Origin of the sequence: Hydrogenophaga sp. (assembly GCF_030158645.1) — a bacterium.
GTDB lineage: Bacteria > Pseudomonadota > Gammaproteobacteria > Burkholderiales > Burkholderiaceae_C > Hydrogenophaga.
In genome coordinates this window covers 18,550-34,679 of the sequence record NZ_JAOASO010000118.1, presented here as the reverse complement: position 1 = coordinate 34,679, position 16,130 = coordinate 18,550, and the positions used below count along the sequence as shown (strand labels likewise).

The window sequence follows — 16,130 nt, the reverse complement described above, 5'->3', positions numbered from 1 at the left end:
ACCCGGTGAGCCTCACGCTCGAGCGCATCGAGGCGATCTTCGGCTCCATGGGCTTCGAAGTGGCCGAAGGGCCCGAGATCGAGTCCGACTGGTTCAATTTCACCGCGCTCAACACGCCTGAGGACCACCCGGCGCGTTCCATGCACGACACCTTTTACGTGGAAGGCGGCAGCGAAAAAGCGCCCAACCTGTTGCGCACCCACACCAGCCCGATGCAGATCCGCCATGCGGTGCAGCACGTCAAGCGCCACCGGGCTGCGCTGGACGCAGGCCAGCCGATGCCCGAGATCCGCGTGATCGCGCCGGGCCGCACCTACCGCGTGGACAGCGACGCCACCCACTCGCCCATGTTCCACCAGTGCGAAGGCCTGTGGGTGGGCGAGAACGTGAGCTTCAAGGACCTGAAGTTCGTCTTCACCGATTTCTGCCGCACCTTTTTCGAGTCGAACGATCTGGTGCTGCGCTTTCGACCCAGTTTCTTTCCGTTCACCGAGCCCAGCGCCGAGATCGACATCCAGTTCCAGAGCGGGCCGCTGGCCGGCCGCTGGCTGGAAGTGGCCGGCTCTGGCCAGGTGCACCCGAACGTGGTGCGCAACATGGGCCTGGACCCCGAAAAGTACATCGGCTTTGCCTTCGGCATGGGCCCCGACCGGCTGACCATGCTGCGCTATGGCGTGAACGACCTGCGCCTGTTCTTTGACGGCGACGTCCGTTTCCTTGCCCAGTTCCGCTGATCCACCGCGCCGAGACATCGACATGCAATTCCCCGAATCCTGGCTTCGCGCCTTCTGCAACCCGCCCCTGACCAGCCAGCAACTGGCCGACACCCTGACCATGGCCGGTCTGGAAGTGGAAGAGCTGCAGCCCGTCGCACCACCGTTCTCCCAGATCGTCGTGGGTGAGATCAAGTCTGCCGAGCAACACCCCAATGCCGATCGCCTGCGCGTGTGCCAGGTGGATGTGGGGCAGGGCAGCCTGCTCAACATCGTCTGCGGTGCGCCCAATGCGCGGGTGGGCATCAAGGTGCCCTGTGCGCTGGTGGGCGCCGAACTGCCGCCCGGTGAAGACGGCAAGCCGTTCCTGATCAAGCTGGGTCAATTGCGCGGCGTGGAGAGCCAGGGCATGTTGTGCTCGGCGCGTGAGCTCAAGCTGAGTGAAGACCATGGCGGTTTGCTGGAGCTGCCGGCCGACGCGGTGGTGGGCCGCAACATCCGTGAGCAGCTGTTGCTCGACGACATGCTGTTCACCCTCAAGCTCACGCCCAACCTGGCCCATTGCCTGAGTGTTTACGGCATCGCACGCGAAGTGTCTGCGCTCACCGGCACGCCCTTGACCGAACCCACGTTTGCAGCCGCCGCCGTGTCCTTGCAAGACCGCTTGCCGGTGCAGGTCCAAGCGCCCGAGCTGTGCGGTCGTTTCACCGGGCGCGTCGTGCGCGGTGTCAACACCCGCGCCGCCACACCCGCCTGGATGGTGGAGCGCCTGGCGCGCTGCGGTCAGCGCAGCGTCTCGCCGCTGGTGGACATTTCCAACTATGTGATGTTCGAGCTGGGCCGCCCGTCGCACATCTTCGACCTCGACAAGATTCACGGCGGCCTGCAAGTGCGTTGGGGTCGAGAGGGCGAAACGCTCAAACTGCTGAACGGCAACACCGTCACGGTCGACTCTTCTGTGGGCGTGATCGGCGACGATCAGGCGGTGGAATCGCTGGCCGGCATCATGGGCGGCGACGCGACCGCCGTGTCCGACGACACACAGAACATCTACATCGAGGCCGCGTTCTGGTGGCCCAAAGCCATCGCCGGCCGGTCGCGCCGCTACAACTTTTCCACCGACGCCGGGCACCGTTTCGAGCGCGGCGTGGATCCGTCGACCACGGTCGAGCACATCGAACGCATCACGCAATTGGTGCTCGAGATCTGCGGCGGACAAGTCGGTCCGATGGATGACCATGTGGTCAACCTGCCGGTGGCCCAACCGGTGACGTTGCGCGTGGCGCGCGCAAACAAGGTGATCGGGATGCCGCTCACGCAGGCGCAGTGTGCCGGCGCTTTGCGCCGCCTCGGGTTGGCCCTGGAAGAGGGCGACGGCACGATCACCGTCACGCCGCCGGCCTACCGTTTCGATATCCAGATCGAGGAAGACCTGATCGAAGAAGTGGCGCGTGTGGTGGGCTACAACCAGTTGCCCGAGACACCACCGCTGGCACCGATCACGGCCAAGATCCGGGCGGAAGCGAAGCGCGGCCCGTTCGCCGTGCGCCGCCTGCTCGCCCAACTGGGCTACCAGGAAACCATCAACTTCAGTTTCGTCGAAGAGCGTTGGGAGCGCGAACTGGCCGGCAACGCCGACCCGATCCGCCTGCTCAACCCGATCGCCAGCCAGATGAGCGTGATGCGTTCGTCGTTGGTCGGCAGTCTGGTGGCTGTGCTCAAGTTCAACCTCGACCGCCGCGCCGATCGCGTGCGCCTGTTCGAGGTGGGCCGCGTGTTCCAGAAGGATGCGTCGGTGGTCGACAGCGACACCAGTGTGGCCGGCTTTCACCAGCCCATGCGCGTGGCCGGCCTGAGCTTTGGTGCGGTGGACACGTTGCAGTGGGGCACCAGTGAGCGTGCGGCCGATTTCTTTGATGCCAAGGGCGATGTGCAGGCCCTGCTGGCGCCTCTGAAGCCCGAGTTCCGCGCCGACGAGCATCCGGCCATGCACCCCGGCCGTTGCGCCAGCGTGTGGCTGCGGGACCGCTGTATTGGCCATGTGGGCGAGCTGCATCCTCGCTGGCGCCAGTCGTACGAGCTGGCGCAGGCGCCCGTGCTGTTCGAGCTGGAGCTCGACGCGGTGTTGGCACGCGATGTGCCGGTGTACCAGCCGGTGAGCCGGCATCAGGCGGTTGAGCGCGACCTGGCCATCGTGGTCAAGGAAAGCGTGAGCCATGCCGCCGTGGTCGATGCGATTCGGGCGCCTTCCAGTGCCTGGTTGCGCGACGTCGTGCTGTTCGACGTCTACCGCCCCAAGAAGCACTCCGATGCCGCCGCGCCTGGCACCTTGGCGCCCGACGAGAAAAGCCTCGCGGTGCGACTCGTGCTCAACCGCGACGACGCTACACTGACCGACGAAGACATTGAGGCCACCGTCAAGGCGGCGCTTGAGTCATTGCAAACGCGTGTGGCCGCCCGCCTGCGCGCCTGACCGAACGAGGATGGAGAAGCACCGCATGGAACTCGCTGTTGAAAGCCTGGAAACGCCAGCGCTGACCAAAGCCCAATTGGCCGAGATGCTGTTCGACCAGATTGGTCTGAACAAGCGGGAGTCGAAGGACATGATCGACGCCTTTTTCGACCTCGTCACCGACAGCCTGGTCGAAGGCACCGACGTGAAGATATCGGGCTTCGGAAACTTCCAGATCCGCACCAAGGCGCCCCGCCCCGGGCGCAATCCGCGCACCGGAGAACCCGTGGCCATCGAAGCGCGCCGCGTGGTCACCTTCCACGCCAGCCCCAAGCTTAAGGAACAGGTGCAGACCGCCGTCATTGGCGGTTGAACCCGTTTCCCGATGCTCTGGGGTGACAGGCCCTTCGGCCGGCGCCTCTCCCCGTAAAACCGGTGGGGTGCAGCCCGCCTGCGCCAGACGGTTGCCTCCCGCCTCCGAGCGGTCGTGCACCCGTGGTCTCGGGGGCGTTTGCAACAATTCACAGAGAATTCCACCCCGGCCTGCGCACGCCCATGCTTGTTAGAGTAAATTCAAGCTTCGGTCTGTACCGCCTTGATTTTCATGGAAAAAACGCTCCCACCCATCCCCGCGAAACGCTACTTCACCATCGGTGAGGTGGGCGAATTGTGTGGCGTCAAGCCGCACGTGCTGCGTTACTGGGAGCAGGAGTTCACGCAGCTTCGCCCCATGAAGCGGCGGGGGAACCGGCGCTATTACCAGCACCATGAGGTGCTCATGATCCGCCGCATTCGAGAGCTGTTGTACGACCAGGGCTTCACGATCAGCGGTGCCCGCAACAAGCTGCAGGAACTCGTTCAGGCCGAACGCGAAAAACGGCGCGGAGAGGACGACGAAGAGGCCATCGATGTGCTCGATCTGGATGCCGTGATTCACGACGAGGTGTCCGGCACGTCGAACGGACCGAACCACGACGTGATCCTCGGCACGGGGCTGATGGTTCACGATGTTCGCCGCGAGTTGCTCGAAATACGCGAGCTTCTTCGGCACACGGCCTGAAAGCGTGTCTTTGGCGGCTATAATTCGAGGCTTGTCGGCGTGTAGCGCAGCCTGGTAGCGCACTTGCATGGGGTGCAAGGGGTCGCGAGTTCGAATCCCGCCACGCCGACCATTGAAAACTGAAAGCCCGCAATCGAAAGGTTGCGGGCTTTTTCAGTTTTTGCGCGTTTGAATGCGTGTATCAGCGCGGTCTTGCAAAGCCGGACGCCACCCAGGCCTGCGCGCTCTCGACATTGAGCTTGAACGTCGGCGGGGCGGGCACGCGGGCCAGTTCTTCGTCAAACGCATTCACCGCACTGAGGGACGCGGTGGCGCCTTCTTCGTCGGGCACGATGACCAGCGCCACGCGCAGCCGTTGTCCATCGACCGTCAAGGTGACGTTCTTGTTGAGCTGTGCGTGCAATTGCTGTTCGGAACGGCGGATCACTTCCCTGGCGGTCTTCACCAGTGTGTTGAAGGCGGCGGTGTCCAGGGGCTTGGGGTTTTTCTTGTCGCGGCCCATGGTCCAGGGTCCCACCAGGGCGGGCTCGGTGGCGCCGTCGAGGTGCATGGCCACCGCCCAGCCATCGTCGTCTTCGTTCTTGATCACGCGGGCGGTCCATTGCCCGTCGCTCCACAAGCGGTCTTCATGAATGGGTTGGTGGGTGTCAAAGGTCATGGGGATGCAGGGGTGGCATTGAACGAAACGGCGTGGGGAGCCCATACTGTACGCAACGTCATCAACGCAGCGGAGGCCGATCTTGAACCTCAGAGCCGATTCTGGCGCACCTGCCTTCGACCCCGCTTTGGCGGCGATGTCCGAGCATCTGCCCGGGGCGCTGCTGCAGTATGTGCTGGCGCCTGGCGGTGAGCACCGCATTGGCTGGATGAGCCGGGGCTGCCGCGAACTCTGGGAGGTGGCACCGCAGGCCGCTGAACCGGACGCCGAGCTGCTGTGGTCGATGGTGGATGCGCAGGACCTGCTGGCCCTTCGGGCGTCGGTGATGGAGTCGTCCCGCTCGCTGAGGGATTGGGTGCACGAATGGCGCATCACCACGGCGTCCGGGCGGCGCAAGTGGTTGCACGGTGTGGGAAGGCCGCAGCGCGGGGCCGACGGTTCGGTGGTCTGGAGCATGGTGATGGTGGATGTGAGCGACGGCAAGCGCTCGGGTGATGCCACGCGGGACAGCGAGGCCAGGTTCCGGCAGTTGCTGGAGTACGTGCCGAATGTGTCGGTGCAGGGCTATGGACTGGACCTGACCACCCGCTACTGGAACCAGGCCTCGGAGCGTCTGTACGGCTACACGGCCACCGAGGCCATCGGAAAAAACTTGCTGGACCTGATCATTCCGCCCGAGATGCACGCCGGTGTGGTCGGCGCCGTGACCGAGATGATCGAAAGCGGTTTGCCGATTCCCGCTGCCGACCTGACCCTGCGACGCAAGGACGGCACCCCGGTGGCGGTGTATTCCAGCCATGTGTACCTGAACATTCCCGGCCGTGAGCCCGAGTTCTATTGCATCGACTTTGATCTGACCGAACGGCGCGAGTCCGAAGCGATCCGGGCGCTGCTGCAGTCGCAATTGCGCGAGTCGCAAAAGATGGAGGCCCTGGGCACGCTGGCGGGTGGGGTGGCGCACGATTTCAACAACATCGTGGCCGCGATCATCGGCAATGTGGAACTGGCGCTGGACGACGTGCCCGCCGACAGCCCGGCGCGCACGAGCTTGATGGAGATCCGCAAGGCGAGCCGGCGTGCGCGCGATCTGGTGCAGCAGATCCTTGCGTTCAGTCGACGTCAGGTGCTCGAGCGCCAGGTGCTCGATCTGGCCCCGGTGGTGGAGGAATCGGTGCGCTTGTTGCGCGCCACCTTGCCGGCCGGTGTCGACCTGAGCCTGCACATCGGCGAGGGTGTGCCCTGCGTGCTGGCCGACGCCACCCAGATGGAACAAGTCTTGCTGAACCTCTGCACCAACGCCTGGCAGGCGGTGCGCGGTGACGGGCAAGGACGGGTCGCGATCCGACTGGAGTGCCACCACGGCAGCCCTGCTGCGCGGGACGCAGCGCCACCCGTGGCCGCAGATGTCGCGCCGACCGCCTGGGCCCGACTGACCGTGCGCGACAACGGCCAGGGCATGAGCGACGAGACGCGAGCGCGCATGTTCGAGCCGTTCTTCACCACCAAGCCGCCCGGCAAGGGCACGGGGCTCGGCCTGGCGGTGGTGCACGGCATCCTGCGGGACCATGACGCGGTGCTGGAAGTCCAGAGTGCGCCGGGTGAAGGCGCTACCTTCTCGGTCTATTTGCCGGCGGTGGCGGGCACATCTTCGCCTTGCGCGGAACCGATGTCACGTCAGGTGCACCCCGTGCGCACTGCCGTTCCGCAGGGGCCCACATCCTGTACGTGGACGACGACGAAATGATCGCCTTCTTGATGGAGCGCCTGCTGCAGCGCGAGGGCTATCGGGTCACGGTGTTCACGCACGCGGCCCGGGCGCTGGCCGCGGTTCGAGACCACGCCGAGCCGTTCGACCTCGTCATCACCGACTACAACATGCCCGGCATGTCGGGGCTCGAATTTGCGCGCGCGGTGCGGGAACTGCACCCGGACTCGCCAGTGGCCATCACTTCCGGCTACATCTCCGAAGAACTGCGGGCGCAAGCTCCGGCGGCGGGCGTGAGCGAACTCATCTACAAGCCCAACACCGTGGAGGAGCTGTTTGCGGCGGTGGATCGGCTCGCGCGCGCCGTGCTGCGACCACCCTCCCGCTGAGGATCAGGGCACCAGCCACTCGGCGGCGTCAGGTGTCAGTCGCGCCCGGCGGTGACCGTCTCGCGCCAGTTCCAGCCAGTCGAGGTGCTCGACTTGCGCGGTCACCACGGCTAGGTGATGCGCCAGCGGGTTGTCCGCGTCCGGTTGGTGCAAGGGCGAACCCGGCGGGTGCGGGGTGAGGTAGTCGCTGGCTGCGGCCGACTGGCTGACGCGCGCCCATGCCGCGTCCACCAAAGTGCCCGCGGTGTGTACCCGCGTGCTGACCCGCACGCGCAACTGCCAGCTCAGGCGCTTGCTCCAGAACACGAAGGCGGCGGCGGGTACGGTCTGCAATTCGGCCACTTTCGGGCTGCGGCGGTCGGTGAAAAACACCAGTTGCTGCGTTTGGGCCTCTGCACTGCGCAACACCACGGTGCGCGCGTGTGGCAGGCCGTCAAGGCCCGTGGTGGCGAGCACCGGCGTGCGCCATTCGTGGTGGCGGTCCACGGTGGCGCGCTGCAGTTCGGTCCAGACGCGTTTGACCAGTTCTTGCCCCTCGGAGCCGGTGGTGTTTGTCACGTTGCGGGTTTTTCCAGGGGACAACTCAGCGGGCTTGCAGCCGCCGCGCATGTTTGGCGACGCGGCCTTCGACACGCCGTCGCCACAGCCTGAACGACCCCGCTTTCAAGGAGCGCTTCATGAGGCGCACCACAGCGGACTCGTCGAGGCCGAACTGGTAACGGATGGCCTCGAACGGAATCTCGTCGGCCCAAGCCATTTCGATGATGCGCGAATGGTCACCCGCGGACAGTTCGGCGTGATCGGAAGGGGCGGGTGGCACAGGCCGGGCCGCGCTCATGGCCGGTTTCGGACCGAAGTCGCGTCGGATGACTGGTCAGCGACTTTCTCCCGCGCCTGCCGTTGCTCGCGTTCGCGGATCGCTTTTTTCACGTCGTACAGCTGCCAGACACCAAAGCCGAGAATGACCAAGAAGATACCGAGTTCGAGCCAGATTCCCATGCCATGTGCCTCGCGAAGCGTGAACGTTGTAGACCCGGCCGATGGTGCCCGAAGGGCCATGCCGGTGCAATACAGTGCGGTATGTCCGACGAATACCAGATTGAAATTCCCGCCTCCTTCATGGCCCTGTATGTGTTGCCCGGCCGGCAAAAGCCGAGCCTGCCTCGCGACGAGCTGGCTGCGCGCTACGAGCTGTGTGAAGACATGGCCCAGCTGCTCACGGAGACCGCGCGCAACATGGAGTTCAGCCTGGGCCTGGCCGAGAGCGATGTGCTCACGCGCTGCCTGCAGGGCTTGTGCGTGGAACCCGCGGTGGTGAGCGATGCCGAGTCGGTGTGGGTGGTTCGCCGCCTGGCCGAGTTGCTGGGTTGGAGCGACGCAGGCCTGCGGGCTTAAAACCCGGTCTTCGGTGGCGCGGTGCGCAACCACAGCAGCGCCGCCAGCGCGCTGACGCCCAACCCACCCGAGAACCACAGCGCGCCCGAGCCCCAGCGCTCGATGCACAGGCCGAACAGCAGCGGCGCAAAGGCCTGGGCCACGCGCGAAGGCGCCATCATGATCCCTTGCCGCTGGCCATAGCCCACCGGGCCAAAGTACACCAGCGGCAGCGTGCCCTTGGCGATGGTGAGGATCCCGTTGCCCGCGCCGTGCAGCAGCGCAAATGCGGGTCCGGCGATCGGACCGAAGACCATCCAGCAAACCACCCCCACCGGGTGGGCCAGCGCCGCTGCGCGCGCCGAGAGCAGGGGATGGAGCCGCCGCAAGAAACCGAACTCCAGCATGCGCCCGGCCACCTGCGCCGGACCCACCAGCGCGCCGATGGCCACCGCCCCGGCCAGCGTGGCGCCGCTGGCCACCAGCAGCTGTGGAAGATGCGCCGCCATGGCGGTGCTGATGAACCAGGTGGCGGCGAACACGTAGGACAGCAGCCACGCGGTGTGCCTGGGTGGTGGTGACTGCGGCAGGGCGGCGGGAGCGTTGGGTTCCACCCTTTGGGACGGCAGAGGCCATGCCTGCGCGCGTGGAATGCTCGCGTTCAGCGGCAGCCCCACCAGGAGGTGCAGGCCGGCCCAGGCCAGGCAGGCGCCGCGCCAGCCGAACTCGGCTTCCAGCAGGGCGGTGAGCGGCCAGCCCACGGTGCTGGCAAAACCGGCAATGAGCGTGATGCCGGTGATCGCTGCGCGGGCTTGGGTGCCGTGCAGCCGCACCAAGGCGGCAAACGCGGCTTCGTAGAGCCCGCAGCCCATGGCCATGCCGATCAGCAGCCAGGCCAGCATGAGGCTGGTGCTGCCTTGCACCTGCGACAGGCAGGACAAACCCAGCGCAAACATCACGCTGGTACCCATGAGCACCGGGCGGCCGCCCCAGCGGTCGATGGCGCGCCCGGCGAACGGGCCCAGCGCTGCCGAGGCCAGCAGGGCCACCGTGAAGGCGATCCAGATTTGCGAGATGGGCAGGCCCAGGCCCTCGGCCATGGGCCGGGCGAGCAGGGCGGGGAGGTAGTAAGTGGAGCCCCAGGCCAGGGTCTGCGCCGTGCCCAGGCGCAGCACCAGCGGCCAGGTGCGGGGGTCGGTCATGCGAACACGGTGTGGGACCGGCCGGGCCGCAGGGTGTCAGGCGATGTCGAAGGCGTGGAAACCGAAACGTCCCTGGCGCCGGTCGGCGAAGTAGTGCTCCAGCGTTTCCTTGACGGTGCGAAACGCGATCTCGTCCCAGGGGATCTGGTCTTCGGTGAACAGCCGCGCCTCGATGGTTTCGTGCCCGGGGTCGAAGACGTCGCTGAGCAGGCGGGCGCGGTAGTAGATGTGCACCTGGCCCACGCGCGAGACGTTCATCAGCGTGAAGATCTCGCCCATTTCAAACTGAGCGCCCGCTTCCTCGGTGGTTTCGCGGGCAGCGCCCTCGGCCGTGGTTTCGTTCAGTTCCATGAAGCCGGCCGGCAGCGTCCACTTGCCAAAGCGTGGTTCGATGTTGCGTTTGCAGAGCAGCACGTATTGACCACTGTCGCCCCAGACCGGCACCGTACCCACCACATTGAGCGGGTTGTCGTAGTGCACCAGGTGGCAGGCCGGACAGACCGCGCGGGGCTTGGTGTCGCCGTCGTCGGGCAGGCGGATGTCGACGGCGGTGCCGCAATTGCGGCAGTGTTTGGCGGGTGGTCGGAGCATCGGATCAGTTTAGCTGGCCGGTGTGATGGCGAAAAAAAGCCGGGCACACGGCCCGGCTTTCCCGAACACGCGAACTCAGGCCTTCTTGCCGTGTTTGGCGATCAAGGCCTTGGCGGTCTCCAGCAGTTCCTTGCCGTTGAAGCCGCGCTTGTCCATGTCTTGCATCCACTCGATTTCCACCAAGCGGGCCTTGCGACGGAATTCCTGCGCTTCGGCTGCCGGAATGGTGTAGATCGAGTTGCCTTGCTTCACCGCCGTTTCGCGACCCGGGCCATCGCCCGCCTGCTGGGTCTTGCCCAGCCAGCCCGAGGTTTCCATGCCGGAGTTCTTGTCGATCACGGCCTTGAGGTCGGGCGGCAGGCTGGCGTATTTCGCCTTGTTCATGGCCATCACAAAGGTGGTGGTGTAGAGCGCGCCGCCGGCCGGGTCGAACTCGCTGTGGAACTTGGTCAGCTCCTGCACCGTGACCGAGGGCACGACTTCCCAGGGAATCACGCAGCCGTCGATGACGCCTTTGGAGAGTGCGTCGGGAATCTGCGGCAGCGGCATGCCCACCGGCGTGGCGCCCAGGTAGCCCAGCATCTTGGTGATCTGGCGGGTGGGGCCGCGCACCTTGGAGCCGCGCAGGTCTTCAGCGGTCTTGATCTGCTTGCTGCGCATGTGGAACATGCCCGGGCCGTGCACCTGCAGGGCGATGGGCTGCACGTCCTTGAACTCGTCCTTGGCCACGGTCTGCACGTATTCCCAGTAGGCCTTGGAGGTGGCCTCGGCGTTGTTCATCATGAACGGCAGTTCGAACACTTCAATGCGCGGGAAACGGCCCGGCGTGTTGCCCGGCAGGGTCCAGACGATGTCGACCACGCCGTCGCGTGCCTGGTCGAACAGCTGCACCGGCGAGCCGCCGAGCTGCATGGCGGGATAGCCTTCAAACTTGATGCGGCCACCCGAGTCCTTCTCGACCTTGTCCATCCAGGCCTTGTGCATGTTCAGCCACACGTTGGACTGCGGCGCCATGAAGGTGTGGAACTTGAGCGTGACGCTTTGTTGTGCCATGCCCACCAGGGCGGGGCCACCCAATGCCACGGCGGCGCCAGTCTGGAGCAAGGTTCTGCGTTGGATCATGAAAAGGTCTCCTGAGGTCGATGAAAAAGTGAATCAAGGATAGGTGCAGGCGTTGCCGACCGCGAGAGGTCAAACCCGCAAGGGCACCGGGTGTGCGACGTGGAACCCGGTGTTTCCTTCAGCCGATGGACACGCTGAGGGGCGTGAGACCTTCCACTGCGCCGACCAGCAGGTCGCCGCGCACCACGGCGTTCACGCCTTCGGGTGTGCCGGTGTAGATCAGGTCGCCGGGTTGCAGTTCCCAGGCGGCCGAGAGGTGTTCGATGGTCTCGGCCACGTTCCAGATCAGCTTGTTGACGTTGCTGCGCTGGCGATCGCTGCCGTTGACCTGCAGCCAGATCGGCGCGTTGTTCACATCGCCGGCGTCGGCCGCCAGCGTGATGGGGCCGATGGGCGCCGAGTGGTCGTAGGCCTTGCCGATGCACCAGGGGCGGCCTTGTTTTTTCATCTCGCCTTGCAGGTCGCGGCGGGTCATGTCCAGGCCCACGGCGTAACCGTAAATGTGTCGGGCCGCATCGGCGGCCTGGATGTTCTTGCCGCCGGTGCCGATGGCCACCACCAGCTCGATTTCGTGGTGCAGGTTGCTGGTGAGGCTGGGGTAGGGCGTGCTGGCGGTCTGGCCCGGTTCGGCCACCACGATGGTGTCGGCCGGCTTCAGAAAGAAGAACGGCGGCTCACGGCCAGTGAAGCCCATTTCTTTCGCGTGCTCTTCGTAGTTGCGGCCCACGCAGTAGATGCGGTGCACCGGAAAGCGATCGGGGCTGCCGACGACGGGTACGGAGACGGTGGCGGGTGGCGTGAAGGCGTAGTGCTCGGTCATGGCGTGCGGGAGGGGTTGGAGGAGGCTGATGGGATCAGTGTGCCATCAGTGTTGCGAAGCGGGCAGCCGCACCACCAGGCCGTCCAGCTCGGCGGTGAGCCGCACCTGGCAGCTCAGGCGGCTCTGCGGCTCGACCGGGCTGGAGGCGAAGTCGAGCATGTCGAGCTCGTCGGGCACGGGAGCGGGGAGCAGGGTGGACCAGGGGGCGTCGATCATCACGTGGCAAGTGGCGCAGGTGAGGCTGCCACCGCAGTCGGCTTCGACGCCCTTCACGTTGGCGTCCACAGCGGCCTTCATGAGGCTGTCGCCGGGGCGGGCCTGGATGTCTTGCTGTGTCTGGTCGGGGTGGATGAACCGGATGGAAATCATGTGAAAACTCGTGGGGTGGATCAGGTGCGGGCGAAGTACTCGCGGCGTTCAAAGTCGGTCTTGTCCTCGGCCTGCGCGTGGCGCTCGATCTCGCTGCGTTTGACACGGCAGAAGTGGTGCAGGACATCGTCGCCGAAACCGGCGCACAAGGCCGCGTCGGATTCGAGTGCCTGCAGGCCTTCGGTCAGCGTGGTGGGTATTTTCTCGCTGCCGCCCGCGTAGGGTGTCTCGCTGGCCAGTGGCGGCTGCAGCTGCTGGTGGAGGCCGTCGAGCCCGGCGTGGATCTGCGCGGCCATGTAGAGGTACGGATTGGCGGCGGGCTCGCCGATGCGGTTTTCGATGCGCGTCGCCTGGTCGCCCGCGCCGCCCACCACGCGCAGCATGGCGCCGCGGTTGTCCCGGCCCCAGAGCACGGCCTGCGGCGCCAGCGCGTTGGGGCGAAAGCGAGCGAAGCCGTTGATGGTGGGCGTGCACAGTGGCGTCATGCCGCGCGCATGCGCCAGCAGACCGGCGAGCCAGTGGCTGGCCACATCCGACAAGGTGTGCCGCGCATCGAGCGCGGTGGTGTCGGGCGCGGGGCTGTCGCGCAGACACGCATTGCGTCCGGTTTTCAGATCCACCAGCGACTGGTGCAGGTGCCAGCCGCTGGACATGATGTGCGGGAACGGCGGGCGGCACATGAAGGTGGCATGAAAACCCGCGCGGCGCAGCGCCTGGCGCACGCCATTGCGAAACAGCACCATCTGGTCGGCGGCGGTGAGCGCGTCGGTGGCGTCGAACACGGCTTCGACCTGGCTCGGGCCGAGTTCGATCTCAATCGATTGCAGCGGCAGGCCCAGCGCCTGCGCGGTGCGCTGCACGATGCGCAGCGGCTCGTCGCTCATGTCCACCATCGCTTCGGCCTGCAGGTTGTAGCCGGGGTGGATCATCTCCACTGTGGGCGGCAGGCCGGGCCAGGCGGCGAGCTCGGGGTCGAGCTGGGGCCGGGTGTCGGTGATGCGGTAGATGTGGAACTCGACCTCCAGCCCCGTCTTCAGGCCGTAGCCCGCGTCGGCCAGGCGGGCGAGTGCGTGCTGCAACACGCGGCGCGTGTCGAGCGGCACCGGGCTGCCATCGGCAAACCAGGGCTGGCAGCGCAGCCAGCCGGTGTGGGGCGCCCAGGGCAGCTCGGTGAAGCTTTCGGGGTCGGGCAGCAGCATGAGGTTGGCGGCGCCAGCAAAGCCGGGCAGGTCGTCGGCGCCACCGGGTTCGAACACCTTCCACGCGGTGCGGTCGGCCGTGTCCTTGAGCATGAGCGTGCCCACCATGCCCACGCCGTCGAGCAACGCGTGCATGGCTGCCGTGGCGGTGAGGGTCTTGCCGCGCAGCATGCCGTGGGTATCGCACCAGGCCATGCGCACGAGTTCGACGCCACTGGCCTCGATGCGTTTGACCAGGCGCACGCAGGCAGCTTCGCGGGCGGCGGTGTGGATGCCGCAGCGTTCGGCGAAGTGGGTCATTTCGCTGCCACGGTATCAGCAGCGTCGTGGTGCCACGGCGCACCCTCGCGCCGCTCCCGCACCGCGTCTTGCCACCAGGCTTGCCAGTCTTGGGCTGGTGCAATGCCGTCCACCGTGTCGGGGCCGCTGATCTGCTCAGCCAGCGCCGGGTCGGCGATGCCAGGTGCGGTGCCGCCTTGTTCCACCGTGTCGATGGCTTGCTGCAGCATGCGCCGGTTGGCCATGATCACTTTGTCTGTTGTGCCCAGGTGCTCACGCGTGCGGTCCTGGATGGCGCCCATGCTTTCGCAGGCCCACTGGTCGTGCACGTTGATGTCGTCCTCGCCCATGCCGAGGTAGGTGCGGCTCTGCTGCTCTTCGGCGTTGAAGCCCCAGTTGTTGTGGCGCCCGGTTTTTGGCTTGTAGTCGGGCAGGGTCACGGCGGCCAGGCGAGGCGCGCGCATGGCGTCCTTGTCCACCGGGCCGGTGAAGCTGGTGAAAAAGGCGAACCAATAATTGTGGGTGTCGTCCACCGGCACGTGCATCTGCGTGATCGTCATGGTCTCGGAGAGCGGGATCACGAAGGTCTGCGGGAACACCGCGTGGGTCACGCGCACATGGGTGAGTTCGTCGGTCATGGGGCGCAGCGCGGTGAGCTGCAGGCCGTGGGGGCGGGCTTCAAACGAAATCTGGGGTTGGCCGAACTCGCGCATCACGCGCGTCATGGGCCAGCGCTCGCCGCCCACGTCGCCGGCACTGGCGCCGCGAAACTGCTTGCCGTAGCTGTCGTCCAGCGACGCGTCGTTGAAGAAGCGGTGCAAATAGGAGGCGTGCGCCGGGTCGATGCCCACTTCAAACGCTTGCAGCCAGTTGCAGTTCCACAGGCCCTTGAACGCAAACGTGTGCGAGGCCGGGGCGTTGAAACAGTCCAGGGCGGGGAAGGGTGGCGGTGTCTGGTCTTCGGGGCCGAACCAGCCGAACAGCACACCGCTTTTTTCCACCAGCGGGTAGCTGCGCTGCCGGATGCGGGTGCACAAGGTGCTGCCGGCGGGTTCGCCCGGGGTTTCGATGCACTGGCCGGTGGTGTCGAACTTCCAGCCGTGAAAGGGGCAGCGCAGACCATCACCCTCGTTGCGGCCAAAAGCCAGGTCGGCGCCACGGTGGGGGCAGTCGCGGTCGAGCAGGCCGTAGCTGCCTTGGGCGTCGCGGAACAGCACGAAGTCTTGACCCAGCACGCGCACGGCCTTGACCGGGCGCACCGCCATGGACGGGTCCAGCGCGGGGTCGAACTCGTCGAGCAGCGCCACCGGCTGCCAGTAGCGGCGCAGCAATTCACCCCCGGGGGTGCGGGGCCCGACCTGGGTCAGGCGCTGGTTGAGTTCGGCTTTCATGGGGGCTCCGGTGGGCGGTGTTCAAACGGTATCCCGTTTATATTTTTCAGTGTACATTTTGCGCCATGAGCCTGCAAGACACCGTTTTGATGCAATTGCGCGACCTGATCCTGAGCGGCCAGTTCGAGCCCGGGCACCGCCTGGCCGAGCAGCAGCTGGCCGAGCGGCTGGGCGCCTCGCGCACACCGGTGCGCGCCGCGCTCGTGACGCTGGAGCAGGAAGGGCTGGTCGAAGCCAACGAGACCGGCAAGTACCTGGTGCGCCAGTTCACCGCGCAGGAAGTGACCGACGCCATTGCGGTGCGTGGGCACCTCGAAGGCATGGCCGCGCGGCTGGTGGCGGAGCACGGCGTGTCGCGCCAGTTGCAGGGCCAGCTGCAGGCCTGCCTGGACGAGGGCGACCGACTGCTGGCTGAGAGCCCGCTCTCCATCGAGAGTTACGCAGCCTATGCGGTGATGAACGACCGCTTCCACGCGCTGCTGCTCGAGGCCTGCGGCAACCGCGCCTTGCAACGCGCCGTGGCGCTCAACGACAAGCTGCCGTTCGCGCCGGCCTCGGCCATGCTGCCCATGCAGGGCACGGTGGCGCTGGACCGCGACTGGATGCTCTACGCGCACCGCCAGCACCACATGCTGTTCAGCGCGCTGCAGCGAGGCGAGGGCGCCCGCGCGCAGGCGCTGGCGGTGGAGCACACCGAGGTGGCGCAGATGAACATGCGCCTGGCGCTGGAGCGGCGCGCCGAGTCGGAGCGGGTGATGCCGGTCATGCGGCTCGTCGTCGGCTGAGGACTTGGCCGCGGTGTATCG

The 16,130-nt window shown here is 66.3% G+C and carries 19 protein-coding genes and 1 tRNA gene; 9 read left to right on the top strand and 11 right to left on the bottom strand.

Going from position 1 to position 16,130, the window contains the following annotated elements; translation table 11 throughout:
• The 5 genes from pheS to Q1W68_RS13095 form a co-directional block, all read left to right on the top strand.
• Window positions 1–734, top strand: a 734-nt coding sequence (gene pheS, locus Q1W68_RS13115) for a phenylalanine--tRNA ligase subunit alpha (RefSeq protein WP_300655500.1), incomplete at its 5' end; no start/stop codon positions are given.
• 22 nt (window positions 735–756) lie between these two features.
• On the top strand, window positions 757–3,186 hold the full coding sequence (gene pheT / locus Q1W68_RS13110) for a phenylalanine--tRNA ligase subunit beta (RefSeq protein ID WP_300716921.1): 2,430 nt from the start codon (window positions 757–759) through the stop codon (window positions 3,184–3,186).
• Window positions 3,187–3,211: 25 nt separating this feature from the next.
• The gene (locus tag Q1W68_RS13105) at window positions 3,212–3,538 is read left to right on the top strand and encodes an integration host factor subunit alpha (protein WP_056274982.1); all 327 of its coding nucleotides are present in this window, start codon (window positions 3,212–3,214) and stop codon (window positions 3,536–3,538) included.
• A 231-nt stretch (window positions 3,539–3,769) separates the two neighbouring features.
• Entirely contained in the window at window positions 3,770–4,225 is a 456-nt protein-coding gene (locus Q1W68_RS13100; RefSeq protein ID WP_300655503.1) for a MerR family transcriptional regulator, read from the top strand.
• 35 nt (window positions 4,226–4,260) lie between these two features.
• Window positions 4,261–4,337: transfer RNA gene (locus tag Q1W68_RS13095), tRNA-Pro, on the top strand.
• Window positions 4,338–4,406: 69 nt separating this feature from the next.
• On the opposite strand, the gene Q1W68_RS13090 is transcribed toward Q1W68_RS13095, so the two are convergent.
• On the bottom strand, window positions 4,407–4,883 hold the full coding sequence (locus Q1W68_RS13090) for a hypothetical protein (RefSeq protein WP_300655505.1): 477 nt from the start codon (window positions 4,881–4,883) through the stop codon (window positions 4,407–4,409).
• An 82-nt stretch (window positions 4,884–4,965) separates the two neighbouring features.
• On the opposite strand from Q1W68_RS13090, the gene Q1W68_RS13085 reads away from it, so the two are divergent.
• The gene (locus Q1W68_RS13085) at window positions 4,966–6,627 is read left to right on the top strand and encodes a PAS domain-containing sensor histidine kinase (protein WP_300655507.1); all 1,662 of its coding nucleotides are present in this window, start codon (window positions 4,966–4,968) and stop codon (window positions 6,625–6,627) included.
• Window positions 6,609–6,977 (top strand): response regulator, encoded by a 369-nt coding sequence (locus Q1W68_RS13080; RefSeq protein WP_300655509.1) that lies wholly within the window; start codon window positions 6,609–6,611, stop codon window positions 6,975–6,977. The genes Q1W68_RS13085 and Q1W68_RS13080 overlap by 19 nt, the downstream gene beginning before the upstream one ends.
• Window positions 6,978–6,980: 3 nt before the next feature.
• Here Q1W68_RS13080 and Q1W68_RS13075 read toward each other — a convergent pair whose 3' ends face one another.
• From Q1W68_RS13075 to Q1W68_RS13065, 3 genes are read right to left on the bottom strand one after another with little or no spacing between them, the layout of a single operon-like run.
• Window positions 6,981–7,535: a pyridoxamine 5'-phosphate oxidase family protein gene (locus tag Q1W68_RS13075; protein WP_300655510.1), complete on the bottom strand. Its 555-nt coding sequence runs from the start codon at window positions 7,533–7,535 to the stop codon at window positions 6,981–6,983.
• Between the two features lie 25 nt (window positions 7,536–7,560).
• The gene (locus tag Q1W68_RS13070) at window positions 7,561–7,815 is read right to left on the bottom strand and encodes a TIGR03643 family protein (RefSeq protein ID WP_300655512.1); all 255 of its coding nucleotides are present in this window, start codon (window positions 7,813–7,815) and stop codon (window positions 7,561–7,563) included.
• Window positions 7,812–7,976 carry a hypothetical protein gene (locus tag Q1W68_RS13065; RefSeq protein WP_300655514.1) on the bottom strand — a complete coding sequence of 55 codons (165 nt, stop codon included), beginning with the start codon at window positions 7,974–7,976 and terminating at the stop codon, window positions 7,812–7,814. The genes Q1W68_RS13070 and Q1W68_RS13065 overlap by 4 nt, the downstream gene beginning before the upstream one ends.
• A gap of 81 nt (window positions 7,977–8,057) precedes the next feature.
• On the opposite strand from Q1W68_RS13065, the gene Q1W68_RS13060 reads away from it, so the two are divergent.
• Window positions 8,058–8,372, top strand: coding sequence for an ATPase with chaperone activity (locus tag Q1W68_RS13060; RefSeq protein WP_300655516.1), 315 nt, complete (start codon window positions 8,058–8,060; stop codon window positions 8,370–8,372).
• Here the strand turns inward: Q1W68_RS13060 and Q1W68_RS13055 are convergent.
• From Q1W68_RS13055 to Q1W68_RS13025, 7 genes are all read right to left on the bottom strand, one after another.
• On the bottom strand, window positions 8,369–9,553 hold the full coding sequence (locus Q1W68_RS13055) for an MFS transporter (protein ID WP_300716920.1): 1,185 nt from the start codon (window positions 9,551–9,553) through the stop codon (window positions 8,369–8,371). The two genes, Q1W68_RS13060 and Q1W68_RS13055, sit on opposite strands and share 4 nt — an antisense overlap.
• Before the next feature lie 36 nt (window positions 9,554–9,589).
• On the bottom strand, window positions 9,590–10,144 hold the full coding sequence (locus Q1W68_RS13050; RefSeq protein ID WP_300716919.1) for an NUDIX hydrolase: 555 nt from the start codon (window positions 10,142–10,144) through the stop codon (window positions 9,590–9,592).
• A 75-nt stretch (window positions 10,145–10,219) separates the two neighbouring features.
• On the bottom strand, window positions 10,220–11,266 hold the full coding sequence (locus Q1W68_RS13045) for a TRAP transporter substrate-binding protein (protein ID WP_300716918.1): 1,047 nt from the start codon (window positions 11,264–11,266) through the stop codon (window positions 10,220–10,222).
• A gap of 118 nt (window positions 11,267–11,384) precedes the next feature.
• Complete coding sequence (locus Q1W68_RS13040) at window positions 11,385–12,086, bottom strand: fumarylacetoacetate hydrolase family protein (protein WP_300716917.1); 702 nt, start codon at window positions 12,084–12,086, stop codon at window positions 11,385–11,387.
• Window positions 12,087–12,131: 45 nt separating this feature from the next.
• A complete protein-coding gene (locus Q1W68_RS13035; protein ID WP_300653434.1) occupies window positions 12,132–12,455 on the bottom strand; it encodes a 2Fe-2S iron-sulfur cluster-binding protein in 324 nt (107 codons plus the stop codon).
• Between the two features lie 20 nt (window positions 12,456–12,475).
• Complete coding sequence (locus tag Q1W68_RS13030) at window positions 12,476–13,954, bottom strand: glutamine synthetase family protein (RefSeq protein ID WP_300716916.1); 1,479 nt, start codon at window positions 13,952–13,954, stop codon at window positions 12,476–12,478.
• On the bottom strand, window positions 13,951–15,324 hold the full coding sequence (locus Q1W68_RS13025; RefSeq protein WP_300716915.1) for a Rieske 2Fe-2S domain-containing protein: 1,374 nt from the start codon (window positions 15,322–15,324) through the stop codon (window positions 13,951–13,953). The genes Q1W68_RS13030 and Q1W68_RS13025 overlap by 4 nt, the downstream gene beginning before the upstream one ends.
• A 65-nt stretch (window positions 15,325–15,389) precedes the next feature.
• Between Q1W68_RS13025 and Q1W68_RS13020 the strand changes: the two genes are divergently transcribed.
• Window positions 15,390–16,109: a GntR family transcriptional regulator gene (locus Q1W68_RS13020; RefSeq protein WP_300658314.1), complete on the top strand. Its 720-nt coding sequence runs from the start codon at window positions 15,390–15,392 to the stop codon at window positions 16,107–16,109.
• The last annotated feature ends 21 nt before the right edge of the window (window positions 16,110–16,130 follow it).